Origin of the sequence: Amycolatopsis sp. NPDC052450 (assembly GCF_044547565.1) — a bacterium.
GTDB lineage: Bacteria > Actinomycetota > Actinomycetes > Mycobacteriales > Pseudonocardiaceae > Amycolatopsis.
Genome location: NZ_JBIUAQ010000049.1, coordinates 1 through 24,602, shown reverse-complemented (window position 1 = coordinate 24,602; position 24,602 = coordinate 1). Strand labels below are relative to the sequence as shown.

At 68.5% G+C, this 24,602-nt stretch carries 22 protein-coding genes; 13 read left to right on the top strand and 9 right to left on the bottom strand.

Translation table 11 applies throughout. The features are described 5' to 3' along the window. The first annotated feature begins 3 nt into the window (after nt 1-3). From ACIHAO_RS41040 to ACIHAO_RS41020, 5 genes are all read left to right on the top strand, one after another. Nucleotides 4-606 (top strand): ClpP family protease, encoded by a 603-nt coding sequence (locus ACIHAO_RS41040; protein WP_125676314.1) that lies wholly within the window; start codon nt 4-6, stop codon nt 604-606. 28 nt (nt 607-634) lie between these two features. Next, nucleotides 635-1,306 (top strand): ATP-dependent Clp protease proteolytic subunit, encoded by a 672-nt coding sequence (locus ACIHAO_RS41035; RefSeq protein ID WP_125793091.1) that lies wholly within the window; start codon nt 635-637, stop codon nt 1,304-1,306. 217 nt (nt 1,307-1,523) lie between these two features. Next, a complete protein-coding gene (gene clpX, locus ACIHAO_RS41030; RefSeq protein ID WP_396567417.1) occupies nt 1,524-2,819 on the top strand; it encodes an ATP-dependent Clp protease ATP-binding subunit ClpX in 1,296 nt (431 codons plus the stop codon). A 103-nt stretch (nt 2,820-2,922) separates the two neighbouring features. Next, entirely contained in the window at nt 2,923-3,306 is a 384-nt protein-coding gene (locus ACIHAO_RS41025) for a hypothetical protein (protein WP_396567415.1), read from the top strand. A gap of 75 nt (nt 3,307-3,381) precedes the next feature. Beyond that, the gene (locus ACIHAO_RS41020; protein ID WP_396567413.1) at nt 3,382-4,302 is read left to right on the top strand and encodes an anti-sigma factor RsbA family regulatory protein; all 921 of its coding nucleotides are present in this window, start codon (nt 3,382-3,384) and stop codon (nt 4,300-4,302) included. A 4-nt stretch (nt 4,303-4,306) separates the two neighbouring features. Here ACIHAO_RS41020 and ACIHAO_RS41015 read toward each other — a convergent pair whose 3' ends face one another. Together ACIHAO_RS41015 and ACIHAO_RS41010 are read right to left on the bottom strand one after the other, a co-directional pair. Beyond that, nucleotides 4,307-5,248: an alpha/beta hydrolase-fold protein gene (locus ACIHAO_RS41015; RefSeq protein WP_125785951.1), complete on the bottom strand. Its 942-nt coding sequence runs from the start codon at nt 5,246-5,248 to the stop codon at nt 4,307-4,309. A 97-nt stretch (nt 5,249-5,345) separates the two neighbouring features. Beyond that, entirely contained in the window at nt 5,346-6,044 is a 699-nt protein-coding gene (locus ACIHAO_RS41010) for a TetR/AcrR family transcriptional regulator (RefSeq protein ID WP_396567411.1), read from the bottom strand. Nucleotides 6,045-6,116: 72 nt separating this feature from the next. On the opposite strand from ACIHAO_RS41010, the gene ACIHAO_RS41005 reads away from it, so the two are divergent. Continuing rightward, complete coding sequence (locus ACIHAO_RS41005; RefSeq protein WP_396567409.1) at nt 6,117-7,553, top strand: carotenoid oxygenase family protein; 1,437 nt, start codon at nt 6,117-6,119, stop codon at nt 7,551-7,553. A 41-nt stretch (nt 7,554-7,594) separates the two neighbouring features. Here ACIHAO_RS41005 and fdhD read toward each other — a convergent pair whose 3' ends face one another. Next, the gene (gene fdhD, locus ACIHAO_RS41000) at nt 7,595-8,425 is read right to left on the bottom strand and encodes a formate dehydrogenase accessory sulfurtransferase FdhD (RefSeq protein ID WP_396567407.1); all 831 of its coding nucleotides are present in this window, start codon (nt 8,423-8,425) and stop codon (nt 7,595-7,597) included. Between the two features lie 101 nt (nt 8,426-8,526). Here fdhD and ACIHAO_RS40995 point away from each other — a divergent pair, with 101 nt between their 5' ends. Genes ACIHAO_RS40995 through ACIHAO_RS40980 form a run of 4 tightly spaced genes read left to right on the top strand, consistent with a single transcriptional unit; the run spans nt 8,527 to nt 12,222 of the window. Then, complete coding sequence (locus tag ACIHAO_RS40995; RefSeq protein WP_396567405.1) at nt 8,527-9,888, top strand: OFA family MFS transporter; 1,362 nt, start codon at nt 8,527-8,529, stop codon at nt 9,886-9,888. Then, a complete protein-coding gene (locus tag ACIHAO_RS40990) occupies nt 9,885-10,013 on the top strand; it encodes a hypothetical protein (protein ID WP_255355414.1) in 129 nt (42 codons plus the stop codon). The genes ACIHAO_RS40995 and ACIHAO_RS40990 overlap by 4 nt, the downstream gene beginning before the upstream one ends. Nucleotides 10,014-10,026: 13 nt before the next feature. Next, nucleotides 10,027-10,770 carry an SDR family NAD(P)-dependent oxidoreductase gene (locus ACIHAO_RS40985; RefSeq protein WP_396567403.1) on the top strand — a complete coding sequence of 248 codons (744 nt, stop codon included), beginning with the start codon at nt 10,027-10,029 and terminating at the stop codon, nt 10,768-10,770. Nucleotides 10,771-10,818: 48 nt separating this feature from the next. Beyond that, nucleotides 10,819-12,222: an LCP family protein gene (locus ACIHAO_RS40980; protein ID WP_396567401.1), complete on the top strand. Its 1,404-nt coding sequence runs from the start codon at nt 10,819-10,821 to the stop codon at nt 12,220-12,222. A gap of 3 nt (nt 12,223-12,225) precedes the next feature. Here the strand turns inward: ACIHAO_RS40980 and ACIHAO_RS40975 are convergent, their stop codons facing one another. The 4 genes from ACIHAO_RS40975 to ACIHAO_RS40960 are packed head-to-tail and all read right to left on the bottom strand — an operon-like array spanning nt 12,226 to nt 17,518. Further along, nucleotides 12,226-13,794 carry an SMI1/KNR4 family protein gene (locus tag ACIHAO_RS40975; protein WP_396567399.1) on the bottom strand — a complete coding sequence of 523 codons (1,569 nt, stop codon included), beginning with the start codon at nt 13,792-13,794 and terminating at the stop codon, nt 12,226-12,228. 36 nt (nt 13,795-13,830) lie between these two features. Beyond that, nucleotides 13,831-16,137, bottom strand: a complete 2,307-nt coding sequence (locus tag ACIHAO_RS40970) for an FdhF/YdeP family oxidoreductase (RefSeq protein WP_396567397.1) — start codon at nt 16,135-16,137, stop codon at nt 13,831-13,833. Nucleotides 16,138-16,181: 44 nt separating this feature from the next. Then, entirely contained in the window at nt 16,182-16,514 is a 333-nt protein-coding gene (locus tag ACIHAO_RS40965; protein WP_396567395.1) for a hypothetical protein, read from the bottom strand. Between the two features lie 29 nt (nt 16,515-16,543). After that, complete coding sequence (locus ACIHAO_RS40960) at nt 16,544-17,518, bottom strand: hypothetical protein (RefSeq protein ID WP_396567393.1); 975 nt, start codon at nt 17,516-17,518, stop codon at nt 16,544-16,546. A 107-nt stretch (nt 17,519-17,625) separates the two neighbouring features. On the opposite strand from ACIHAO_RS40960, the gene ACIHAO_RS40955 reads away from it, so the two are divergent. Next, complete coding sequence (locus tag ACIHAO_RS40955; protein ID WP_396567391.1) at nt 17,626-20,259, top strand: valine--tRNA ligase; 2,634 nt, start codon at nt 17,626-17,628, stop codon at nt 20,257-20,259. 360 nt (nt 20,260-20,619) lie between these two features. On the opposite strand, the gene ACIHAO_RS40950 is transcribed toward ACIHAO_RS40955, so the two are convergent. After that, nucleotides 20,620-21,495, bottom strand: a complete 876-nt coding sequence (locus ACIHAO_RS40950) for an SGNH/GDSL hydrolase family protein (protein ID WP_396567389.1) — start codon at nt 21,493-21,495, stop codon at nt 20,620-20,622. Nucleotides 21,496-21,602: 107 nt separating this feature from the next. Continuing rightward, nucleotides 21,603-22,232, bottom strand: a complete 630-nt coding sequence (locus tag ACIHAO_RS40945) for a class I SAM-dependent methyltransferase (protein WP_396567387.1) — start codon at nt 22,230-22,232, stop codon at nt 21,603-21,605. Between the two features lie 70 nt (nt 22,233-22,302). On the opposite strand from ACIHAO_RS40945, the gene ACIHAO_RS40940 reads away from it, so the two are divergent. Further along, complete coding sequence (locus ACIHAO_RS40940) at nt 22,303-23,979, top strand: bifunctional folylpolyglutamate synthase/dihydrofolate synthase (RefSeq protein ID WP_396567385.1); 1,677 nt, start codon at nt 22,303-22,305, stop codon at nt 23,977-23,979. After that, nucleotides 23,976-24,374, top strand: a complete 399-nt coding sequence (locus ACIHAO_RS40935; RefSeq protein ID WP_276368303.1) for a DUF4233 domain-containing protein — start codon at nt 23,976-23,978, stop codon at nt 24,372-24,374. Before ACIHAO_RS40940 ends, ACIHAO_RS40935 begins: the two co-directional genes overlap by 4 nt. Nucleotides 24,375-24,602: the final 228 nt, after the last annotated feature.

Below are 24,602 nucleotides of genomic sequence, written 5' to 3'. Positions count from 1 at the left end.
GACGTGACGCAGCACACGCCCCAGGCGCGGACCGGTACCGCAGGGCTCAACCTCACCGACTCGGTCTTCGAGCGGTTGCTCCAGGAGCGCATCGTCGTCCTCGGCTCCGAGGTCAACGACGAGGTCGCCAACCGGATCACCGCCCAGTTGTTGCTGCTCGACGCAGACGACTCCGAGTCGGACATCCGCTTCTACATCAACTCGCCCGGTGGCTCGGTCACCGCGGGTTTCGCGATCTACGACACCATGCAGCTGATCCGCCCGGACGTCGCGACCTACGCGATGGGCCTGGCCGCGTCGATGGGGCAGTTCCTGCTCTCCTCCGGCACGCCCGGCAAGCGGTACGCGCTGCAGCACGCGCGCATCCTCATGCACCAGCCCTCGGCGGGTGTCGGCGGCACGGCCTCCGACATCGCCATCCAGGCCGAGGTGTTCGGCAAGTGGAAGCAGGAGCTGGCCAAGATCACGGCCGAGCAGACCGGCCAGACCGTCGAGCAGATCGTCAAGGACGGTGACCGCGACCGCTGGTTCACCGCGCAGGAGGCCAAGGACTACGGCTTCGTGGACCAGGTCCTCACGCGCGAGAACCCGCTTCCCAACAGCTGATCCGCGCCGGCACACAGGAGAATTTTCAATGAGCAACTTCCAGCTTCCGATCGGGTCGCAGGCGCCTGGGATGCAGTCGCGGCTCCAGCTGCCGCAGTCGCGGTACGTCCTGCCCTCGTACGTCGAGCGCACCAGCTACGGCATCAAGGAATCGAACCCGTACAACAAGCTGTACGAAGAGCGCCAGATCATGCTCGGCGTGCAGATCGACGACGCGTCGGCGAACGACGTCATGGTCCAGCTGCTGCACCTCGAGCACGAGGACCCGGACCGCGACATCATGATCCTGATCAACTCGCCCGGTGGCTCGTTCACCGCGCTGATGGCGATCTACGACACGATGCAGTACGTCCGCCCCGACATCGTCACCATGTGCATCGGCCAGGCCGCTTCGGCCGCCGCGGTGCTGCTGGCGGCCGGGACCCCCGGCAAGCGGTTCACGCTGCCGAACTCGCGGGTGCTGATCCACCAGCCCGCCACCGAGGGCACCTACGGCCAGGTTTCGGATCTGGAGATCCAGGCCAACGAGATCCAGCGGGTGCGGCGCCAGATGGAGGTCATCCTGGCGAAGCACACGAACAAGGAAGCCGACGACATCAAGAAGGACATCGAGCGCGACAAGATCCTGACGGCCGACGAGGCCAAGGCGTACGGGATCGTCGACGAGGTGCTCGAGTACCGCAAGGCCTCGAGCAGCTGATCGCGGGAGGGGCCGGTGCGTGTCGGGAGACGACACGCACCGGATCCCTGGTCTAAGGTCAGCTTCTGGCGTGCTCAGATGTGACGTTGGTTCTCCCGCCGACGGCATCGGGCGGGTACCGTCAGTGGCAGTGTGTGAGGCTCCGAGCGGTCATCCGTGACCGGGGCGGTAAGACAGTCAGGCGCGTATCGCGCCGGAGGGGACGAGGTCAACGGCCATGGCACGGATCGGTGACGGCGGCGACCTGCTGAAATGTTCTTTCTGCGGCAAGAGCCAAAAGCAGGTGAAGAAGCTCATTGCCGGCCCCGGGGTCTACATCTGCGATGAGTGCATCGATCTCTGCAACGAGATCATCGAAGAGGAACTGGCCGAAGCCGGTGAGGTCAAGCTCGACGAGCTGCCCAAACCCGCCGAAATCCACGAGTTCCTCGAGCAGTACATCATCGGCCAGGACGACGCGAAGCGTTCGCTGGCCGTGGCGGTGTACAACCACTACAAGCGTGTGCAGTCCGACGACAAGGCCGGGCCGAAGGATTCCAAGGACGAGACCGTCGAACTGGCGAAGTCCAACATCCTGATGCTCGGGCCGACGGGGTGCGGCAAGACCTATCTGGCCCAGACGCTGGCGAAGATGCTGAACGTCCCGTTCGCGATCGCGGACGCCACGGCGCTCACCGAAGCCGGCTACGTGGGCGAGGACGTCGAGAACATCCTGCTCAAGCTGATCCAGGCGGCGGATTACGACGTCAAGCGCGCCGAGACGGGCATCATCTACATCGACGAGGTCGACAAGATCGCCCGGAAGTCGGAGAACCCGTCGATCACGCGTGACGTGTCCGGCGAGGGCGTTCAGCAGGCGCTGCTGAAGATCCTCGAGGGCACCACCGCGTCGGTGCCGCCGCAGGGCGGCCGCAAGCACCCGCACCAGGAGTTCATCCAGATCGACACGACGAACGTGCTGTTCATCGTGGCCGGCGCGTTCGCCGGGCTGGAGAAGATCATCAACGAGCGGGTCGGCAAGCGCGGCCTCGGTTTCGGCGCGGAGATCCGCACCAAGGCCGAGATCGACGAGAGCGACATCTTCTCCGACACCATGCCGGAGGACCTGATCAAGTTCGGGCTGATCCCGGAGTTCATCGGCCGCCTCCCGGTCGTGGCGACGGTGACCCACCTGGACAAGGAGTCGCTGGTCAGCATCCTGACCAGGCCGCGCAACGCGCTGGTGAAGCAGTACAAGAAGCTCTTCGAGATGGACAACGTCGAGCTGGAGTTCACCAAGACCGCGCTCGAGGCCATCGCCGACCAGGCCGTGCTCCGCGGCACCGGCGCCCGTGGCCTGCGCGCGATCATGGAAGAGGTCCTGCAGCCGGTCATGTACGACATCCCCAGCCGCGACGACGTCGCGAAGGTCGTCATCACCGAGCAGACCGTCCGCGAGAACGTGAACCCGACGATCGTGGCGCGGCAGCCGTCACGCCGTCGTGGCAGCGAGCGCGGCGAGAAGTCCGCCTGACAAAGCACGTCAGCGTCGACGATGCCCCGGCCGGAACCTTCCGGCCGGGGCATCGGTTTTCTCCGGCCAGGTCCGGCCGGTGACCGGACCGAGATAGGATGCGATGGTGCCGCTGACTCCCACGAAGGACGAGAACGAGGCTCCCGAGCTGGAAGCCGCGAGTCCACGCGAGGTCAGGGGACTCGTCGAACTCACCGAACGCATCGTCGTCGGGGCGTATCGAGGGCATCCGTGGATCCCGCGCGCGCTGACGATCGCGCTGGGCGTGCTGGTGGCGACCTGCCTGGTGGCCGGTGTCGTCCGGTTGTCGCCGCTGCCGCTGATCCCGTTGCCGTTCTTCGCCGTCTCGGCGTACTCGCTCGTCCGGATCAAGACGGCGCGAAGCGCGGAGGCGAACTCCTCACTCGTCGCCTGGACTGGACTGTTCACGGGTGCGACGCTCGCCGGATTCTGGTTGATCTCGATGGCGGGACGCTGGCTCGGCTGATCGGCCCGGCATCATTTTCGGATTTCCCTCCGTTAGCGGGGTTTCAGAACCGCCCCAACGGGGTAAGACGAGACCGTGACAGTCACCGCGGGTCCCTTCACCCACGTGGGCCTGCTCTACTCCGGTGACGCGGAGTACCTGGACGGAACGATTCCGTACATCCTCGAGGGCTTGAAGCTCGACGAGCCGGTCGCGGTCGCCGTCCCGGGCCGGAATCTCACGCTGATCGAAGACGCGCTGGGCGATTACGCCGCCGAGGTCGAGCTCATCGACATGACCGAAGCGGGCCGTAACCCGGGCCGCATCCTTCCCGGCGTGCTGCTCGCGTTCGCCGACAACCGGCCGGGGCCGGTCCGGATCATCGGCGAACCGATCTGGGCGGGCCGGTCGCCCCTCGAGTACCCGGCGTGTGCTCAGCACGAGGCGCTGATCAACTTCGCGTTCGGCGATCGTGACCTCAGCATCTTGTGCCCGTACGACCGGACCAGGCTCGAAGACGGCGTCCTCGCCGACGCGGAGCGGACCCATCCGATCCTCTCCGGCGCCGACGGCGACCGCCGCAGCGAGGGTTACGCCCCCGACGCGGTCGTCGAGCAGTACAACCTGCCGCTGCCCGAACCGGTCGTGGCCGACGCGTTCCGGTTCGATCTCGCGAGGCTCAGCGCGGTGCGGCACTTCGCGCAGGTTCGCGCCGAGGAGAGCGGACTCGCTCCGGGCCGGGTGGAGGATCTCGTGCTCGCCGTGGCGGAACTGTCCGCCAACAGCGTGCTGCACGGTTCGGGTCAGGGTGTCGTCCGCGTCTGGCGCGACGAGGCCCACGTGCTCTGCGAGGTCATCGACGAAGGCACCCTGAGCGATCCGCTGGCCGGCAGGCGGCCCGCCACCGCGGGACAGATCGGTGGACGCGGTCTGGTGCTGGTGAACCAGGTCGCCGATCTCGTCCGGCAGTACCTAAGACCGGGCTCGACCGTGACCAGGATCTTCTTCCGCGTCTGAGCGCTCAGGCGTTCTTGGGGACGTGCTTGCCGAGGAACGCGACCAGGCTCGGCACGACGGTGCGGTTGAACGTGTCGCCGTGTTTGCCGCGCGCCGTGTGCGCGACCATGGGCCGCGCTTCGGAGATGAACTTCCGTACCCCGCCGATGAACGGATCTTCGGTGCCGCACCAGATTCCGGTCGGCACCTTCTTGGTGACGTCGATGTGGCGCAACGGGTCCAGCGAACCCCAGTCGGTGGCGTCGCGGAACGCGCGTCGTTTGCTCATCTCGGCCCACGACGTCATCAGCGCGGGCGCGAGCGCCGCGACCGCGGCGGGCGGGCGACGGCGTTCGAGACGGCGCCGCGTGTAGAGCAGCGCGCCGAAACCGCCCATCGAAAGCCCGGTGGCGGCGAACGGCAGCCCGTCCCGCCCGCCGAGGCCGCGGGCGGCGAGCCAGCGGGGGACCTCTTCGAGCAGCATCGCCATCGGGTTGTCGCCGGGCTGGTTCTCGTGCCAGTAGTGGTCGCCGCCGTCGACCGCGACGAACCCGTACGGGGGCACCGCCTTGCGGGCGACCTCGCTGCTGAGTTGCTTGAGCAGCCCGGTGGGGGCCGCGTGCCGCGCGGTGCCGTGGAGGCCGTGGAGCATCAGCGACATCGGCAGGCCCTTGGGCGGCGCCTTGGTCGGCAGCATCAGCACGAGGTCGACCTCGCGCCCGCGGGCTTCGGAATAGACCCGCTCGACGCGGGGGCTGCCCAGCTGGGTCGCCGGGGTCGGCGAAGCGACGCCGAGTGCCCGCTGGAGCGCCTCACTGAACGGCAGGGCCCCGGTGGCCGTTCCGGCGGCGAGCCCGGCGACGCCGAGACCCGAGGCGCCGGCGATCAGCACGGACCGGCGGCTCAGCCAGCGACGGGCGCCGTCCACCCCCGGCAGCGTCGTGTGCCCCTGATCGTCCTCGTTCACCGATCCCCGTTCCCCCGTTTGGCTTCCACCAGGTCAGACGTGCGTTTCCGTTCGAAGGTTGCACGTGTCACCGACCTGTGACCGGGGTATCGCCGGATCAGGTGCCGATGTTTCCCTCTTTCGCGCGCCATGCCTCGATCGAGATCCGCGCGGACCGCGTCGCGGCCTCGTAAGTGTCGCCGAGACCCACGCCGAGGGCGGTGGCCAGGGGAATCAGGATGTGGTCCACACCATTCCCGCTGTCGCCGAAATGGCCGGCGACCTCCAGTGTGATGTAGCCGTGCACGGCGCTCCAGAGCTGGGCGGCGACGTCGAACTCCGGGGCGGGCCGGAACCGGCCGGCGTCGATCGCACGTTTCGCGGCACGGACGAGGTAACCGAAGGCCTCGATGCCCTCGTCACTGAGGCTCTCGCGGGTCTCCTTGCTGGTCATGTCGACCAGCGCCGCCTTCTGCCCGTTGGGCTGGCTCTGGCCGAAGGTCACCGCGTAGAGCTGTGGGTTGTCCACCACGGTCCGCCGGTACGCCAGCGCCAGGGTGAGGACGTCGGCCGCCGGGTCGGCGGTTTCCTCGACCTCGCCCAGATTCGCCGACAGCCGCCGGAATCCCTCGCGCGCGACCTCGTCCACCAGTGCGCCCATCCCGCCGAAGTGGGTGTACACGGCCATGGTCGACGCGCCGATCTCCGCCGCCAGCTTGCGGGCCTGCAATGCCTCCGGGCCGCCGTCCGAGAGCAGCCGGATCGCCGCTTCGACCAGTTTCGCCTTGACCTCGGTGGCGGAGGGTTTCGGTGACATGCTTGCCAGTATTCCATAACCCTGTTATAAACATATCCATAACTGTGTTATATCCGTCGCTAGGGGGCTTCGATGGGCAACAAGTTCCTCCAGGGCAACTTCGCCCCGGTCAGCCGTGAGCACACGATCACCGAACTGAGCGTCACCGGGCACATCCCGGAGTACCTGGACGGGCGATACCTGCGGAACGGGCCGAACCCGCTGTCCGAAGTGGACCCGGAGGCCTACCACTGGTTCATGGGCGACGGCATGGTGCACGGCGTCCGGCTGCGGGACGGCCGCGCCGAGTGGTACCGCAACCGCTGGGTGCGCAACCCCCGGCTGTCGCGGCAGATCGGCGAAAACTGGGAAGGCGGACCGGTCTCCGGGGTCGCCTCCCTCGGGGCCAACACGAACGTGATCGGCCACGCCGGCAAGACCCTCGCGTTGATCGAAGGCGGGTCCACCAGCTTCGAGCTCACCGACGAACTCGACACCGTCGGCGCCTGCGACTTCGACGGCACCCTTCCCGGCGGCTACACCGCGCATCCGAAGCGTGATCCGGAGACCGGCGAACTGCACGCCGTGTCGTACTTCTTCGGTCAGGGAAACAAAGTGCAGTATTCGGTGATCGACGCCCAAGGCCGCGCGCGGCGCAAGGTGGACATCGAGGTCACCGGTTCGCCGATGATGCACGACTTCTCCCTGACCGAAAAGCACGTCGTCTTCTACGACCTCCCGGTCACCTTCGACACCGAACAGGCCGTCGCCGCGTCCTTCCCGCCGTTCCTGCGCATGCCCGCCCGGCTGGTGCTGTCCGCGCTCGTGGGCAAGGTGAAGGTGCCGGACCCCCTCAGCGCGAGGCTGCGTCAGCGGATCTCGGGCAACGCGGGCCTGCCGTATCGCTGGAACCCGAAGTATCCGGCGCGGATCGGGGTCATGCCGCGAGAGGGCGGCAACGGCGACGTCCGCTGGTTCGAGATCGAGCCGTGCTACGTGTTCCACCCGATGAACGCCTACGACGACGGCGACGACATCGTGCTGGACGTCGTCCGCCACCCGAAGATGTTCGACACCGAGCTGCTCGGCCCCGCCGAAGGGCCGCCGACCCTGGACCGCTGGACCATCGACCTGACCGTCGGCAAGGTCGTCGAGGAGCGCCTCGACGACCAGGGCCAGGAATTCCCGCGCGTCGACGAGCGGCTGGTCGGGCGACGGCACCGCTTCGGCTACTCGGTGTCCACAAGGGACGGATCGGCGTCCTCGGGTGCCTTGCTGAAGCACGATCTGTGGAACCGGTCGGTCGCTTCGAGGGAGTTCGGCGAGGGAAGCCAGGTCGGGGAGTTCGTGTTCGTCCCGTCCTCAGTGGACGCCGGCGAGGACGAGGGCGTGCTGATGGGTTTCGTCTACGATCCCGCGACGCAGAAGAGCGACCTGACGATCCTGGACGCCGGAACGCTGGAGACGGTCGGCGCCGTGCACCTGCCGGACCGGGTGCCCAACGGTTTCCACGGCAACTGGGTGAGCTGAAGGGACTTCCCGGTATGACACGGGGCCCGGCGGAGCCTGAGTCAGCCGAGCCCGAGCACCCGCTGTTCACCGGTGTAGAGGTTCATGCTCTCGCCGCGCAGGAAGCCGATGAGGGTCATGCCGTTCTCGCCGGCCAGTTCCGCGGCCAGCGAGGACGGCGCGGAAACGGCCGCCAGCAGGCCGATGCCCGCCATGGCGGCCTTCTGCACCAGTTCGAACGAGGCGCGCCCGGACACCAGCAGGCCGGCGTCCGACGCGGGGATCCGGCCTTCCTGAAGTGCCCAGCCGAGCACCTTGTCGACGGCGTTGTGCCTGCCGACGTCCTCGCGGACGACGGCGAGGTTCCCGTCGCCGTCGAACAGGGCGGCCGCGTGCAGCCCGCCGGTGCTGGAGAAGACCTTCTGATGCGTGCGCAGCGTGTCCGGGAGCTTCGCCAGCACGTCCTTGTGCACGGTGAATCCGGACTTCTCCGGTGAAAACCGGCTTTTGAGTTTCACCGCGTCGAGCGCGGCCTTGCCGCAGACGCCGCACGAGGACGTGGTGTAGAAGTTCCGCTCGACGCCCGTCTCCGGTGGCGCGACACCTTCGGCCAGCGCGACGTCCAGGACGTTGTAGGTGTTCCGCCCCTGGTCGTCGACGCCGTCGCAGTACCGGGCGACCGCGACGTCCTCGCGGGAGGCGAGCACGCCCTCGGACAGCAGGAAGCCGTGCGCCAGTTCGACGTCGTTGCCGGGTGTCCGCATGGTGACCGCGAGTGCCTTGCCGCCGACGCGGATCTCCAGCGGTTCTTCGGCCGCGAGCGAGTCGGGTCGTCGCACGTCCTTCGTCGCGGAGATCATCCGCACCGGACGCCGCACCGTCACCCTGCCCACTTGTCCACCTTTCCGACCGATTATTCGACACTTGAGTACTGCAACGTCGGGAATTAAGTAATACATTCCCAGTGCACATCCCCAGAGTACGGAGGCGCCGGATGGCTGTCGGCTTCCTGGACCGTTCCCGCATCGTCGCACCACCGGGGTGGAGCCGCTGGCTGATCCCTCCCGCCGCGCTGGCCGTCCACCTGTCGATCGGGCAGGCGTACGCGTGGAGCGTCTTCAAAGCGCCGCTGGAGAAGACCCTCGGGCTCACCGGCACGCAGAGCGCGCTCCCGTTCCAGCTCGGGATCGTGATGCTCGGGCTCTCGGCGGCCTTCGGCGGGACGCTGGTCGAGCGCAACGGGCCGCGCTGGGCGATGTTCGTCTCGATGGTCTGCTTCAGCTCGGGCTTCCTGATCTCGGCGCTGGGTGTCGCGACGTCGCAGTACTGGCTCGTCGTCCTCGGCTGGGGCGGGATCGGCGGCATCGGGCTCGGGATCGGCTACATCTCGCCGGTGTCGACGCTGATCAAATGGTTCCCCGACCGGCCGGGGATGGCCACCGGTATCGCGATCATGGGCTTCGGTGGCGGCGCGCTGATCGCCTCCCCGTGGTCGACGCAGATGCTGGGCGGCTCGCCGTGGTCGATCGGGACGGTCGCGACGGCCTTCCTCGTGCACGGCCTGGTCTACGCGGTCTTCATGAGCCTGGGCATCCTGCTGGTGCGGGTCCCCGCCGACGACTGGAAGCCGAAGGGCTGGACGCCGAAGACCGACCACGGCAACGCGATGATCACCACCGCGAACGTGTCGGCGCGCAACGCCATCAAGACGCCCCAGTTCTGGCTCCTCTGGGTGGTCCTGTGCTTCAACGTGACCGCGGGGATCGGCATCCTGGAGAAGGCGGCGCCGATGATCGCGGACTTCTTCCGCGAGACGTCGACGCCGGTCGGCACCGCCGCCGCGGCCGGGTTCGTCGCGCTGCTCTCGCTGACCAACATGCTCGGCCGGTTCGTCTGGTCGTCCACTTCGGACCTGGTGGGGCGCAAGAACATCTACCGCCTCTACCTCGGGGTCGGCGCACTGCTGTACCTGGTGATCGCGCTGACCACCAACGCTTCGAAGCTCGTGTTCGTCCTGTGCGCCATGCTGATCCTGTCGTTCTACGGCGGCGGCTTCGCGACCGTGCCGGCGTACTTGAAGGACCTCTTCGGCACCTACCAGGTCGGTGCCATCCACGGCAGGCTGCTGACCGCCTGGTCGATGGCGGGCGTGCTCGGGCCACTCATCGTCAACGCCATCTCCGACAGCCAGAAGGCGGCCGGCAAGGTCGGCCCCGATCTCTACACGACGTCGCTGTTCATCATGATCGGCCTGCTGGTGGCCGGTTTCGTCGCCAACGAACTGGTACGCCCGGTCAACCCGAAGTTCCACGAGCCGGCGTCGTCCGGCGAGCCCGCGAGGAGTGAGGCCCGATGACCGAACAGGCTCCCGAACGCCGCCGCACCGGGCTGATGGTCTTCGCCTGGCTGTGGGTCGCGCTCCCGTTCGCTTACGGCGTCTACGAACTGTTCCGCAAGGTGGTCCAGCTCTTCGGCGGCTGAGTAGGGTCGGCCCGTGGGAATTCTGGTCACCGGGGCGTCGCGCGGCATCGGCCGTGCGATCGCGCGGGCTTTCGCGGAAAAGGGCGACCGAGTCGCCGTCCATTACGCCTCGAACCGGGAGGACGCCGAGCGGACGCTCGCCGGACTGCCGGGTTCCGGCCACGGGCTCGTCCAGGGCGACCTCTCGGATCCCGAAGTGGCCCAACGGGTCGCCGACGAAGCCGAGGAGCTGGCCGGCGGTGTCGACGTCCTGGTGAACAACGCCGCCTACGCGCCGTCCGCCGCGGCGGCCCATCCCATCGCCGAGGTGTCCTATGCGGACTGGCAGCGGATCTGGCGGCGGATGGTCGACGTCAACGTGCTCGGCACCGCGAACGTGACCTACTGCGTGGCCCGGCACATGATCGAACGCGGCGCGGCGGGCCGGGTGGTCAACATCGGTTCGCGGGGCGCCTTCAAGGGAGAGCCCGAGTTCCCGGCCTATGGCGCGAGCAAGGCCGCGCTGCACTCGCTCGGGCAGTCGCTCGCGGTCGCCCTCGCCCCGCACGGGATCGCGGTGACCTCGGTCGCCCCCGGTTTCACCGCCACCGACCGGGTCGCGGCGAAGGTCGAAGGCGCCAGCGGCGAGAGCCCGTTCGGCCGGGTCGGGACGCCGGAGGAGGTCGCGGCGGCGGTGCTCTACCTCGCCTCCGCCGACGCCGCATGGGCGTCCGGCACGATCCTCGACCTGAACGGCGCGTCGCATCTGCGGATGTGAAGTGGATCACCCTTGCAGCAATGACGGCCTCCCGTGCGTCTTAGGGACGTGCACAAGCTGGGGAAGGTCCTGGTCGCCGCGATGGCGGTGGCGGTGTTCGGCGGGACCGCGTACGGATACACGACGCTGGAGTCGCTCGACGGCGTCACCCGCGAAGACGTGATCGAAGCGCCGGACCCGGGAGAACAGCCCGCCGACGGTTCGCTGGACATCCTGCTGGTCGGGCGCGACGCGCGGACCGACAACCAGGACCGGCCGCTCCCGCCGGAGATCCTGCGCGAACTGCGGGCCGGGGCGAACGGCGACGACCTGACCGACACGCTCATCGTGCTCCGCATCCCCAACGGGCAGCAGGCCGTGAAGGCGTTCTCGATCCCGCGTGACTCGTGGGTCGCGCAGCCGGGCACGAAGGACAAGAGCAAGATCAACGAGATCTTCGGCCGGACCAAGTTCGCCTCGGCGAACGAGCAGCGCGCGGCGGGCAAGACCGACAAGGCCGAGATCAACAAGCAGGCGATCACCGCCGCACGGAAGGCGACCCTGAAAGCGGTCGAGGAGCTCAGCGGCGTCAAGATCGATCACTTCGCCGAGGTCAACCTGCTGAGCTTCTACGAGATCAGCAAGGCCGTCGGCGGGGTCGAGGTGTGCCTGAACAAGGCCACCAAGGACCGGGATTCGGGCGCGGACTTCCCGGCCGGACGGCAGACGATCCAGGGCGCCGACGCGCTCGCCTTCGTCCGCCAGCGCAAGAACCTGCCCCGCAGCGACCTCGACCGCGTCCGCCGTCAGCAGGTTTTCCTCGCCGGACTGGCGCAAAAGGTGCTGTCCGGCGGGACCCTGGCCAACCCGGCGCGGGTGTCCGATCTGATCGACGCGGTGAAGCGTTCGGTGGTGCTCGACGGTTCGTGGAATCTGCTCGACTTCGTCCGGCAGATGCGCGGGGTCTCCGGCGGTGGCATCGCCTTCGAGACGATCCCGGTGGTCAACCCCGACTACCGCTACGACCCCCGGCACCCGACCTGGACCGCCGTGCAGGTGGACCCCGCCCAGGTGCGCGCGTTCGCCGCCTCGCTGATCGGCGCGCAACCCGCGGCGTCGTCGCAGGCACCCGCCGGCCCCAAGGTCGACGTCGTCAACGCGAGCGGCAAGGACGGTCTCGCCGCCCGCATCTCGGACCTGTTGGCGGAGAAGGGTTTCGGCAAGGGCGACACGAAGGCCGAAGCCGGGCGGCGTACCTCCGTGGTCCGGTACAGCGACGCGGCCGGGCCCGCGGCGGAGGTCGCGAAACTGCTCGGTGGACTGGACGTCCAGAAAGCCGATTCGGTCGCGGCGGGAACCATCGAGGTCGTCCTCGGGCAGGTCTACAAAGGACCGGGCGTGTCGGCGGGCGGGGGAGCGCCCGCGCAGGGCGACCAGCCGATCACCCCGGACACCGCGGGATGCATCGACTGAGCCTCAGTCCAAGGTGCCGGAGGCTTCGAGGATCTTCGGCGCGGGGAGGTCCGGCCGCAGTTTCCGGCGCAGGTCGACGACCTCCCGAAGCGGGGCACCGCCGGTGATCTGGATCGCGGCCAGCGGCGGCAGCGTGACCGCGGATCCCAGCAGTTCGTGGACCTGCCCGGCGTCGAGGGTCAGCACCCGCACCGAGGTCAGTTCGCCGAGGCGGTGCAGTTCGGGGACGTCGAGTCCGGCCAGCCCGAGCCTGATCAGCCCCGGGAGCTTCGTCAACGGGCCGAAGTCGATCGGATGCGTCACCCCTGCGAGCGAAAGGCTCCACAGGGTGGCGTGCCCGGCGAGCCCGGTGAGATCCACCTTCGAGGATTCGATGCTCGCTGCTTCGAGTACCGGGAACACCGAGAGGTTCGCGACGACGGACTCGGCACGATTGACCCGCAGATGACGCAGTGACGACAGCGGGTTCAGGATCGCGAGATCCACCGAGCCGGGATCGTTGAGATACAGCTCTTGGACCAGTTCCGGGCTTTCCACCCCGCCGAGATCGGTCGTCTCGTTCAGGACTTGGTCGTGGGTGCGACCCCCTTCGTCGTGGAAGTTCGCGTCCACGAAGACACCTGGTTCCTCCGCCTCGTCAGGGTCGTCCTCGTACTCGCCGGCTCGCAGCGCGCGGACCACTTCTTCCAGCATGCCGGTGATCGATCCCGCGACGAACCGGATGGGACCCCAGACGTTGCGCCCGTATTCGAGCACCTGGCCGCTCGTACCGTGCGCGGCCGGATCGAGGTCGACCGCGAGGAAATCACCGGCGTGATCACTGCCGAAGGTGATCCACCAGTCGTTGCGGGACAACCGTTTCACCCGGCCGGCGGGCGAGGTCTCGAAGACGACGCCCTCGTCGTGGACCCGGTCCTGCCAGCCGTGGGAACCGGGGGCGCCGTCAAGGTAGTACTCGATCAGACGGTGAAGCGGGTCGTGAGCGTACCTGCCCAGCAGCCCGGTCTCGTCCTTGTCCCAGGCCGTCACGCGGTACAGCGCGCGAAGGTCTTCGGGCAGCCGTGCGCCGATCCGCGCTTCGGCCTCGGCGAGTTCGGCTTCCGTGCACCCGGGTTCCCAATCCGGTGCCCGGCCTTTGATTCCCTGGTACAGCCCGGAGAACTCCGCGATGAGGGCGGTGATCCGCGCGAGCACCGCCGGATCGGTGGGGGCACCGGTCGGCAGGGACCGTTCGGGCAGCGGCATACCCGGCAGCGGGTGCGCCGGATAGCGGAAGTCCTCATCGAAGACGAGCCACGCCGGAGACGTGGTACCGACATCGGGCGTCGCGACAAAGGAGTACTCGCCGGTGCGGGTCAGCCGGACCTCGTAGATCGACGGTGGCAAGGGGCGGAACAAGTCCCCCAGCGCCGTCATGTCGGGATCCAGGTACCGGCCGCTCGTCGTCTCCGCTTGGATGGAGAGCCCGCCGCCGGTGTTGTGGATCCGCAGTACCGCGCCCGTGAACTCGGCCGAACGCGTGCTCTCCCGCAGAAGGCGTGCCATCTCGCGGGCGATCTCCCCAGCTTCCATGACGCGAACCTAGCGGGAGGGTCCGACAGAACTGACTCAGTCCACCGGTTCCAGCCGCACCACGATCGCCTTCGACACCGGGGTGTTCGACTTGTCCGCCACCGAATCCAGCGGCACCAACGCGTTCGCCTCGGGGAAGTACGCCGCCGCGCAGCCCTTCGCCGTCGGATAGGAGACCACCCGGAATCGCGGGGCCCGGCGGTCGCCGTCCCGCCATTCCGAGACGAGGTCGACCATCGCGCCGTCGGTCAGCCCGAGCGACACCAGGTCTTCGGGGTTGACCAGCACCACGCGGCGGGCGTCCTCGATGCCGCGGTAGCGGTCGGAAAGACCGTAGATCGTGGTGTTGTACTGGTCGTGGCTGCGCATCGTCTGCAACAGCAGCCTGCCTTCGGGCACCCGCGGGTACTCGAGCTCGGAGGTGGTGAAGTTCGCCTTGCCGTTGGCGGTTCCGTTGAACTGCCGGGAATCGCGCGGCGCGTGCGGCAGGACGAAGCCGTCGGGCTCGCGCACCCGGGCGTTGTAGTCGTGGCAACCGGGGACGACACGGGCGATCCGGTCGCGGATGAGGTCGTAGTCGGTGTGGAAGTCCCGCCACGGCACGGCATGTCCGGGGCCGAACAGCGCTTCCGCGAGATGGCAGACGATCGCGACCTCGGAGAGCAGCTTGTCACTGGCCGGGGCCAGCCTGCCGCGTGAAGTGTGCACCTGCGACATCGAGTCTTCGACGGTGACGAACTGCTCGCCACCGGCCTGGACGTCGCGTTCGGTGCGGCCGAGGGTGGGCAGGATCAGCGCGGTCCTGCCGGGGACGACGTGCGAGCGGTTGAGCTTCGTCGACACGTGCGCGGTCAGCGAGCACGACTTGAGCGCCTTCTCGGTCAGCTCGGTGTCCGGGGTGGCGGAGGCGAAGTTGCCGCCGACGGCGAAGAAGACCTTGCCCTTGCCGTCCCGCATCGCGCGGATCGCGGCGACCGTGTCGTAGCCGTGCTCCCGGGGGACCTTGATGCCGAACTCGGCGTCAAGACTGTCCATAAAGGACTCCGGCATCTTCTCCCAGATGCCCATCGTCCGGTCGCCCTGGACGTTGGAGTGCCCGCGCACCGGGCACAGGCCCGCGCCCGGCTCGCCGATCATGCCGCGCACCAGCGCCAGGTTCGCGATCTCGGAGATCGTCTGCACCGCGTGCTTGTGCTGGGTCAGACCCATCGCCCAGCAGTAGATGGTCCGCTCCGAAGTCGCGATCATCCGCGCCAGCCGCTCGATCTGCTCACGCGGCAACCCGGTCGCGGCGCCGACCTCGGCCCAGTCGATCTCCCGCAGATGCTTCGCGTAGTCCTCGAAGCCCTCGGTGGACGACTCGACGAACGCGCGATCGACGATCGTGCCGGGGGTCTCCTGTTCCCACTTCAACAGCAGATGACCGATCGCCTGGAACAACGCGAGGTCGCCGCCGAGGCGGATCTGCGCGAACTCGTCGGCGAGCGGGGTTCCCTTGCCGATCACGCCACGGACGTTCTGCGGGTTCTTGAACCGCATCAGGCCGGCTTCGGGCAGCGGGTTGACCGCCATGATCTTGGCGCCGTTGCCCTTGGCCTCCTCCAGCGCGGACAGCATGCGCGGGTGGTTGGTGCCGGGGTTCTGGCCGACGACCACGATCAGGTCGGCCTTGTGGATGTCGGCGAGCGACACCGAGCCCTTGCCGATCCCGGTCGTGGCCGCGAGGGCCGCGCCGGACGACTCGTGGCACATGTTGGAGCAGTCCGGGAGGTTGTTCGTGCCGTAGGAACGCACGAGCAACTGGTAGAGGAACGCGGCCTCGTTGCTGGTGCGGCCGGAGGTGTAGAAGATCGCCTCGTCCGGGTTCCGCAGCGCGCGGAGCTCATCCGCGACCAGGGTGAAGGCGTCGTCCCAGGAGATCGACTCGTAGTGCGAGGCCCCTTCGCGCAGGACGAACGGCTCGGTGATGCGCCCCTGCTGCCCGAGCCAGAAGTCCGTCTTGTCCGCGAGATCGTGGATGGAGTGCTCGGCGAAGAACTCGCGGCCGACCCGGCGTTTCGTCGCCTCCTCGGCGACGGCCTTCGCACCGTTCTCGCAGAACTCCGCGAGCTTCCGGTGCTCGCCGTCGACCTCGCGCGGCTCCGGCCAGGCGCAACCGGGGCAGTCGAAACCGTCGCGCTGGTTCAGCAGGCGCAGCGTCTTCACCGTGCGCGCGGCGCCCATCTGCTCCATGCCGCGCATCAGGGAGACGGCGACCCCGGGGATCCCGGCCGCCCAGCTCTTCGGTTTCCCGACCTCGAGCTGTGTCTCGTCAACGTCGTTCGCGGGTGCTTCGCGGGTCATGACCCCATCGTGCGCCTTGCCGCTTCCGCGCGCGACCGAGGGGGTCAGGCGTCAGTGACGAGCCGGGTGATCTGCGATTCGTCCAGCGGGAACCATGGCGTCTCGTTGACCCCGCGTTCCTGCACCGCGTTCACCGTCACCGCGGCCACGACCAGCACGACCAGCACGATCAGGACGGCGATCGCGGCGATGCCCGGCCACCGGCTCGAACCCGGCTCGCGGTAGCCGCCACCGGAGGCCGCCGCCTTGCGCTGCTTACGGCGCTTCTTCTTGAGTTCCTTCTTCGCACCCAGCCAGGCGTCCAGCTCGGCGTGTTTCTGCCAGTTCGGGTCGACCAGGTCCGGATGGGTCTCGATCCGCCGGTCCTCTTCGTCCATCTCGTCCTCTTCCCCAGTGTTTCGGCCCGCTACCCGCAGGTGTCCAGCGACGGCAGGGGTTTCGTCGGGTCGTAGGCAGCGGCATCGTCACCGACGGGTACGCCGACGACCGGTCTGTCCTTGTCAGCGTACTGGGGCGCGAGGATGCCCGTCTTGATCGCGTCGCAGGCCATGCGTGAGTTGTAGCCCGAACCTTCCCCGATGCTGAGCCCGGCGTCGGCCTTCGCGAACGGCGGAGCCTTGCGGATCACGTAGTCCTGCTCCTCGCGGACGAACGGGACGATGTCCATCGGCGACCGGGCCTCGTCCGGGCGCGCGTCGAAGGCGTAGGCGACCGCGTAACTCGCGTGGACGATCAACTCGCCCTTGCCGCCGGGCTTCGCCGTGAGTGACCCGGTCATGCGCGGCGGCACCTGCGACAGCCCTTTCGCTCCGATGAGGGTGAAGTACCGATCCTTTTCGAGGGTGGGACCGCTCGTGAGCGTCTGTTCGAGCCGGGTGCGCTCGTTCGGGGCCAGCAGGGCGAGCAGTTCCGAACCGTCGTGGTCCTGCAACGCGCGTGAGCCGAGCCGTGCGGCCGCGATGGCCTTCGTCACCGTCTGATACGCCGCGTCGACCTCCTGCGCGGTGAAGCCGCCGACGGCCTGCCCCGGCGGCACGGTGATCCCGGCGACGCCTTCGCGCCAGTTCGCCGCGGGGGTGCGGTCGAAAGGGCGGGCGAGGTCGACGCCGCTGAGCACCGGAGCCACCCTCGGAGGTTGTCCGGCGCTGGAGCTTCCCCGCATCTGGTTCACGACCACCACCGCGGCCGCGAGCACGGCCGCGGTCATGACCAGGAACAGGACCACGACGTGCCACCGGGACATCCGGAACCGGCGGCGCGGCCGCTGTTTCCGCCGCCGTTTGAGGTCCTGCTTCGCGCCGAGCCGGGCGTCGCGTTCGGCCCGCTTGCGCCATTCCGGATCCAACAGATCCGGATGCGTCTCCAGCTGCCGGTCTTCCAAGAGCCCGCCTTCCCCCAGTGCGTGACGACATCCCCTCATCGGCTGGGAACGGCGGGCGTTACGGCCGGTGAGGAACTCGCTGGAGAGGGTTCGTAGACTTGTCAACTGTGACCGAGAACGCCCAGCCGCAGCAGACCGACCTTCCGGGTGCCTGGAACCCGGCCGACGAAGAAGCCTCGCTCTACCAGCGTTGGGTAGACGCCGGCTACTTCACGGCCGACCCCACGTCGGACAAGCCGCCGTTCACGGTAGTCATCCCGCCCCCGAACGTGACCGGTTCGCTGCACATCGGGCACGCGTTCGAGCACACCCTGATCGACGCCATCACCCGCTACCACCGCATGCTCGGCGACGAGACGCTGTACCTGCCGGGGATGGACCACGCGAGCATCGCGGTCCACGCGCTGGTCGAGAAGCAGCTCCGCGCCGAGGGCACCAGCCGCCGCGAGCTCGGCCGTGAGGCCTTCGTGGAGCGCGTCTGGCAGTGGAAGAACGAGCACGGCGGCAAGATCCTCGCCCAGATGAAGCGCCTCGGCGAGGGTGTCGACTGGTCGCGCGAGCGGTTCACCATGGACGACGGCCTGTCCAAGGCCGTCAACACGATCTTCAAGAAGCTCTTCGACGACGGCCTGATCTACCGCGCCGAGCGGCTGGTCAACTGGTCGCCGGAGCTGCGGTCGGTGCTGTCCGACGCCGAGGTGAAGCACGAAGAGGTCGAGGGCGAACTCGTCTCCATGCGCTACGGCGACGGCGAGAACGCGATCGTCGTGGCCACCACCCGCATGGAGACGATGCTCGGCGACACCGCCGTCGCGGTCCACCCGGACGACGAGCGCTACACGCACCTCATCGGCACCGAGGTCGAGCTTCCGCTGACCGGGCGGAAGATCCCGATCGTCGCGGACAAGCACGTCGACCCGGAGTTCGGCACCGGCGCCGTCAAGGTGACGCCCGCGCACGACCCGAACGACTTCGAGATCGGCCAGCGCCACGACCTGCCGATGATCACGATCATGGACGAGCAGGGCCGCATCGACGGCACCGGCACCGAATTCGACGGCATGGACCGCTTCGAGGCCCGTGTCGCGGTGCGGGAGAAGCTGCGCGAGCAGGGCCGCATCGTCGCGGAGAAGCGTCCGTACCTGCACAGCGTCGGACACTCGGAGCGCTCGAAGGAGCCGATCGAGCCGCGGCTTTCGCTGCAGTGGTTCGTCAAGGTCGGCCCGCTCGCGAAGGCCGCCGGCGACGCGGTGCGCGACGGCCGGGTGAACGTCCACCCGCCGGAGATGGAGAAGCGCTACTTCGACTGGGTCGACAACCTGCACGACTGGTGCATCTCGCGTCAGCTGTGGTGGGGCCACCGCATCCCGGTCTGGTACGGCCCGAACGACGAGGTCGTCTGCGTCGGACCGGACGAGGAGCCGCCCTCCGGCGAAGGCTGGACCCAGGACCCGGACGTGCTCGACACCTGGTTCTCGTCGGGCCTGTGGCCGTTCTCCACCCTCGGCTGGCCGGAGAAGACCCCGGACCTGAACAAGTTCTATCCGACGTCGGTGCTGGTCACCGGCTACGACATCCTGTTCTTCTGGGTCGTGCGGATGATGATGTTCGGCCTCTACGCCACCGGCGAGGCGCCGTTCAAGACCATCGCGCTGCACGGCATGGTCCGCGACCAGTTCGGCAAGAAGATGTCGAAGACCGCGGGCAACGGTGTCGACCCCATCGAGTGGATGGACAGCTACGGGACCGACGCGCTGCGGTTCACCCTCACGCGTGGCGCCAACCCGGGCACCGACGTGCCGATCGGCGAGGAGTGGGTCGCGGGTTCCCGGAACTTCACCACGAAGCTCTGGAACGCCACCAAGTTCGCGATGATGAACGGCGCGGACGCGAACGCCCCGCTGCCCGCCCCGGCCGAACTCACCGAGGCGGACCGCTGGATCCTCGGCAGGCTCGGCACCGTCGTCGACGAGGTCACCGGCTACCTGGCGGACTACCAGTTCGCGAAGGCCACCGACACGCTCTACCAGTTCACCTGGACCGAGCTGTGCGACTGGTACCTGGAGCTGTCGAAGGTCCAGGTCTTCCAAGGCGACGAAGCCCGCGTGACGGCGACGCGCGCGGTGCTGGGGCACGTGTTCGACACCGTGCTGAAGCTGCTGCACCCGTTCATCCCGTTCATCACCGAGAAGCTGTGGACGGCGCTGACCGGCGGCGAGTCGCTGGTGATCGCCCCGTGGCCGGTGGCGGACTCCTCGTACGCCGACGCCGTGGCGGACAAGCGGATCGCGGACGTGCGGAAACTGGTCACCGAGGTCCGCCGGTTCCGCGCGGACCAGGGCCTCAAGCCCAGCCAGAAGGTGGCCGCGCGGCTGTCCGGCGACGGGTTCGCCGAGATCACCGGACACGACGAGCCGATCCGCGCGCTGGTCCGGCTCACCCAGCCCGAAGACGGCTTCGCGCCGAGCGCGTCGCTCGAGGTCGGGCTGTCGGCCGGTGTCGTCACCGTCGAACTGGACCTGTCCGGCACGATCGACGTCGCCGCCGAGCGCAAGCGCCTGCAGAAGGACCTCGGCGTGGCGGAGAAGGAACTGGCGCAGGCCGAGGCCAAACTCGGCAACCAGGCCTTCATCGACAAGGCGCCGGAGCCGGTGATCGGCAAGATCCGGGCCCGCAAGGAGACCGCGGTGGCCGATATCGAGCGCATCAACGCCCGGTTGGCGACGCTGCCCGCCTCCTGACCAATGTGAGTGGTAAGGGCGGCGTATCTACTGCCGGTGTGCGGACAGACGACACGCGTGATTGAACGGACGACACGCGTGTTGGGTGGGACGGCACGCGTGATTGGCCGGACGACACGCGTGATTGGCCGGACGGCTCGTGGTTGACCCCGGGCCGCGGTCGTGTCGTCCATCCAGTCACGTGTGTCGTCCGCCGGATCACGCGTGTCGTCCGCCTGATCACGTGACATCGCCGGTCAAGTGAGCGGGGCGGGCTCCTTCAGCGCTTCCGATGGCCCGGCGTCGAACCTCTTATGCAATGAAGGGGCCTTTCATAGCAAAATTTGCTATGAAAGGCCCCTTCATTGCACGTGCGGTGGCTCAGCGGAGGTGTCGGAGGACGACTCCGGCCACCCCCACCATCCCGGTGCGGTACGGGTGGTACGCCGCCGCGGCGAGCAGTTTCGTGTGCTGCCCGTTGATCCACGCGGCACCGTTCGGCGCGCAGGCGTCATGTCCGGCGGACGGGCCGAACGTGTCCACGAAGGTCGCCTTGCCGTCGGCGGCGACGGCCTTCTCGATCGCCGAGTTCAACGCCTTCTCGACGTCGTTGAGCCAGGCGTAGTCGCCCTCGGCGAACGGCAGGATCTTCGGGCAGTAGCCGGATTCCGGCGCGATCCGCGGGTAGCCGACGACGAGCACGTCGGCGCGCGGCGAGTGGGCGTGGATCCCGGCCAGCACCCTCTCGACGTTCTTGCCGGTGTCGGCGATCTTGGCCTTGATGGTGTCGACGCCGTCGACGGTGTACCTGTCCTGGCACGGGTTCCCGGTGGGATCGCTCGCGCGCAGTGACGGGCAGGTGCCGACCAGCGTGCCGAAGACGCCGTAGTCGTTGCCGCCGATACCGACGGTGACCAGGTCGGTGTTCGCGCGCAGCGCGCTGAACTGCGGCGGGTTGCTGCCGAGGGTCACCCGCTGCCGCTGCGTCATGTTCGTGGTGTCGGCGCCACCGCAGCTGATGTCGGTGAACGAGCGCACCCGCAGCGCCGAGGCGAGGATCGACGGGTAGTTCTGCGTCGACTTGCCGCAGAAGAGCGGGTCGAGGCGCGGAAGCGGGATGAGCGGCCCGGAGGTGTAGGAATCACCCAGCGCGACGTAATTCCGGTAGGACCGCTCGGCGGCGGTGGCCGCCGTGGCCGAGCCGATCAGCAGGACGACGGTCGAGACGGCCGCGAACAGGACACGTCTTAAGCGCATGAGGACCCCGATCTCCGGACTGGATGGCCTCTCAAAAATGAACCGGATCCGGCCCGCCCGGCGCCGCCGATCGGGTGGACGAGCGCCGGTTTCACCCGCTTGGGCTGTCAGACCGGGTGATCGTCTTCCGGCCTGCGGTAGACCAGGAGGTAGCGGTAGAAGAGAAGATTCCTCACCTTGCTGCCCGGCAGCAGCCGGGCCGCGTCGCGCCGGACGCGGCTCATCGGCGGGAACGTCTCGACGATCGGCGCGGTCGGCAGCGGGTCGATCCCGCCGTTGAGCCGGTCGCCCGCGTACACGATCACCCTGGCCAGCGCGTTGACCGGCGACGCCACGACGGCGCGCGCGTAGTCGGCGAAAGTGCTGGGTCTGCCGAGGCCGAGCACGGCGAGGACACCGCCGGGGACCAGCGCGTCCCGCAGCCTCGTGACCGTGTCGAACGGCACATGGTGGAGTGACGCGAGGCAGGAGATGAAGTCGTACGCGCCCTCCGGCAGCTTCTCGGTGACGACGTCGGCCTGCCGGTACGAGATCGTGCCGGGGCCCGGCGAGCCGGCGGCGCGGGCCAGGTCGATCATCGAAGCGGACCGGTCGATCGCCTCGACGTGCATCCCGGTCGCCGCGAGCCGCCGCGCGAACCGTCCGCCGCCGCAGCCCACGTCCAGCGCCACGCCGGGACCGGGAGGCAGCTGGTCGAGCAGCAGCGGATGGTAGTGGTCGTTGTGGTTGAACCCCATGCGTCGAGAGTGCCAGGAAAAGCCGCACGTAGACTCGGTCCGACAGGCAGCAAGGGTAAGAGGAGAGTTCGTGCCGCGAGGTGACGGCCGGGATTCCGAAGACTTCAAGGAATCCCCGGACCTGGCAGATCTGGACAGTTTCGCCGGTGTCGACGAATTGGGGGCCCGCGCCCACGATCCGTCCGACGACACCGACCCGGATCTGGACGCACCCGACGCCGCGTACCAGGCGGGCGGCGGTTCGCGGGGCGGCATCGGCGGGATCGGGCAGCTGGGGGACAACCTCGCGCTCGGCCCCGTGCCGGACCTCGTCGCCCCGGAGGACGTGGAACTGCACGAACTGGACGACCAGGGCGACGAGTTCGCCCCGGCCGACCCCAACGGACAGCAGGCGCGCCGCGAACTGCTCGCCGTCGAAGCCGAACTGAACCAGCGGTGGCCCGAGACCAAGATCGAGCCGTCCCTCGCCCGGATCGCGGCCCTGGTCAACCTCATGGGTGAACCGCACCGCGGCTACCCGGTGGTACACGTCGCCGGGACCAACGGCAAGGGCTCGACCACCCGGATGATCGACGCGCTGCTGACCCGCATGGGCCTGCGCGTCGGCCGGTACACGAGCCCCCACCTGCAGCTGGTCACCGAGCGGATCGCGCTCGACGGCGCCCCCATCTCCGCCGCCGCGTACGTCGACCTGTACCGCGACGTCGCGCCGTACGTGACCATGGTGGACAACGCGGGCGGACCCGACGCGGTGCCGATGAGCAAGTTCGAGGTGCTCACCGGGATGGCGTTCGCGGCCTTCGCCGACGCGCCCGTCGAAGCCGCGGTCGTCGAAACCGGCCTCGGTGGCTCCTGGGACGCCACGAACGTGGCCGACGGTGACGTCGCCGTCATCACACCGATCGGCGTCGACCACGTCGAGTACTTCGGCGGCACTCCGGCCAAGGCCGCGGTGGAGAAGGCCGGGATCATCAAGCCCGGCAGCGTCGCGGTCATCGCCGATCAAGACCCCGAAGTGCAGAAGATCCTGCTGGAACGCGCCATCGAGGTCGACGCGAGCGTCGCCCGCGCGGGCAGCGAGTTCGGCGTGATGGAGCGTGAGATCGCCGTCGGCGGTCAGATGCTGAAGCTGCAGGGGCTCGGCGGGGTCTACGACGAGATCTTCCTGCCCCTGCACGGCGCGCACCAGGCGGCCAACGCCGCGCTCGCGCTGGCCGCCGTCGAAGCGTTCTTCGGCGCGGGCAAGGACAGGCAGCTGGTCGTCGAAGCCGTCCGCGAGGCCTTCGCCGAGGTCGAGACCCCCGGCAGGCTGGAGCGCGTCCGCGCCGCGCCGACCGTGCTGCTCGACGCCGCCCACAACCCGCACGGCGCCAAGGCACTCGCCACCACCGTCGCCGAGGAGTTCGCCTTCCGCCGCCTCGTCGCCGTGGTCGGCGTGATGGCCGAGAAGGACGCCCGCGGCATCCTGGACGCCCTCGAACCGGTCGTCTCCGAGATCGTCGTCACCAAGAACTCGTCCCCGCGCGCGATGCCGCTCGACGAACTCAACGACATCGCCATCTCGATCTTCGGCGAAGACCGCGTCGTCGCCGAGTCGAGCCTGGACGCCGCGATCGAGACCGCCATCGGCCTCGTCGAGCAGAGCGACGACCCCGAAGAGCCCCTGGCGGGCGGCGGCGTGCTGGTCACCGGCTCGGTCGTCACCGCGGGCGAGGCCAGGACCCTGTTCGGTAAGGAGCCGGCGTGACCGACGAGACCCCGAAACCGCCCGCCAAGGACCCGATGAAGTCCTTCCGCGGGGTGATGGCCGGTTCCCTGATCATGGAGGGCATCACCGTCGCGCTGGCGCTGCCGGTGGTGGCGAAACTCGGCGGCGGTGTCGGCTCGCTGACCGGCTGGTCGGTGATCGTGATCGCGGTCGCGCTGATCGCGCTGTGCGGCTTCCTGAAGAAGCCGTGGGCGGTGCCCGCGGTGCTGGTGCTGCAGGTCGCGCTCATCGCGTTCTTCGTCGCGCTGCCCGCCGTGGCGATCCTCGGGGTGGTCTTCCTCGGAATCTGGCTGTGGCTGTTGTGGCTGCGGAAGGACGTGGCGCGGCGGATGGCGGCCGGGACGCTCCCGAGTCAGCAGCAGCAACCGCAGTAGCGTTTCGCTCTGGGGGCCGGAGGCGCGGCGAGAGCGCTGTAGCGGTGCCGTCGGGTTTGGCACTTGGGCATGCCGAGGGGCCCGTCGCCGGTGGTGGTCGGCGGGCTCCTCGGGTTCAGCGGTGGGTTGTGTTGCGGCGTGGGGTTTGTAGCGGGTCGAGGTATTGCGGTGGGATGAACTCGGGTCGCCCATCTGGTGCTATGTGGACTTTCCAGCCGGATTGTCCGT

What these genes read in the sequence shown, in the direction of transcription:
- ACIHAO_RS41035 (WP_125793091.1), top strand. Translation starts at nt 635, where the DNA reads ATGAGCAACTTCCAGCTTCCGATCGGGTCGCAGGCGCCTGGGATGCAG.
- ACIHAO_RS40975 (WP_396567399.1), bottom strand. Translation starts at nt 13,794, where the DNA reads ATGGAAGCTGGGGAGATCGCCCGCGAGATGGCACGCCTTCTGCGGGAG.
- ACIHAO_RS40990 (WP_255355414.1), top strand. Translation starts at nt 9,885, where the DNA reads ATGACCGAACAGGCTCCCGAACGCCGCCGCACCGGGCTGATGGTCTTC.
- ACIHAO_RS40970 (WP_396567397.1), bottom strand. Translation starts at nt 16,137, where the DNA reads ATGACCCGCGAAGCACCCGCGAACGACGTTGACGAGACACAGCTCGAG.
- ACIHAO_RS41025 (WP_396567415.1), top strand. Translation starts at nt 2,923, where the DNA reads ATGGTGCCGCTGACTCCCACGAAGGACGAGAACGAGGCTCCCGAGCTG.
- ACIHAO_RS41005 (WP_396567409.1), top strand. Translation starts at nt 6,117, where the DNA reads ATGGGCAACAAGTTCCTCCAGGGCAACTTCGCCCCGGTCAGCCGTGAG.
- ACIHAO_RS40950 (WP_396567389.1), bottom strand. Translation starts at nt 21,495, where the DNA reads ATGCGCTTAAGACGTGTCCTGTTCGCGGCCGTCTCGACCGTCGTCCTG.
- clpX (WP_396567417.1), top strand. Translation starts at nt 1,524, where the DNA reads ATGGCACGGATCGGTGACGGCGGCGACCTGCTGAAATGTTCTTTCTGC.
- ACIHAO_RS40945 (WP_396567387.1), bottom strand. Translation starts at nt 22,232, where the DNA reads ATGGGGTTCAACCACAACGACCACTACCATCCGCTGCTGCTCGACCAG.
- ACIHAO_RS41010 (WP_396567411.1), bottom strand. Translation starts at nt 6,044, where the DNA reads ATGTCACCGAAACCCTCCGCCACCGAGGTCAAGGCGAAACTGGTCGAA.
- ACIHAO_RS40965 (WP_396567395.1), bottom strand. Translation starts at nt 16,514, where the DNA reads ATGGACGAAGAGGACCGGCGGATCGAGACCCATCCGGACCTGGTCGAC.
- ACIHAO_RS40995 (WP_396567405.1), top strand. Translation starts at nt 8,527, where the DNA reads ATGGCTGTCGGCTTCCTGGACCGTTCCCGCATCGTCGCACCACCGGGG.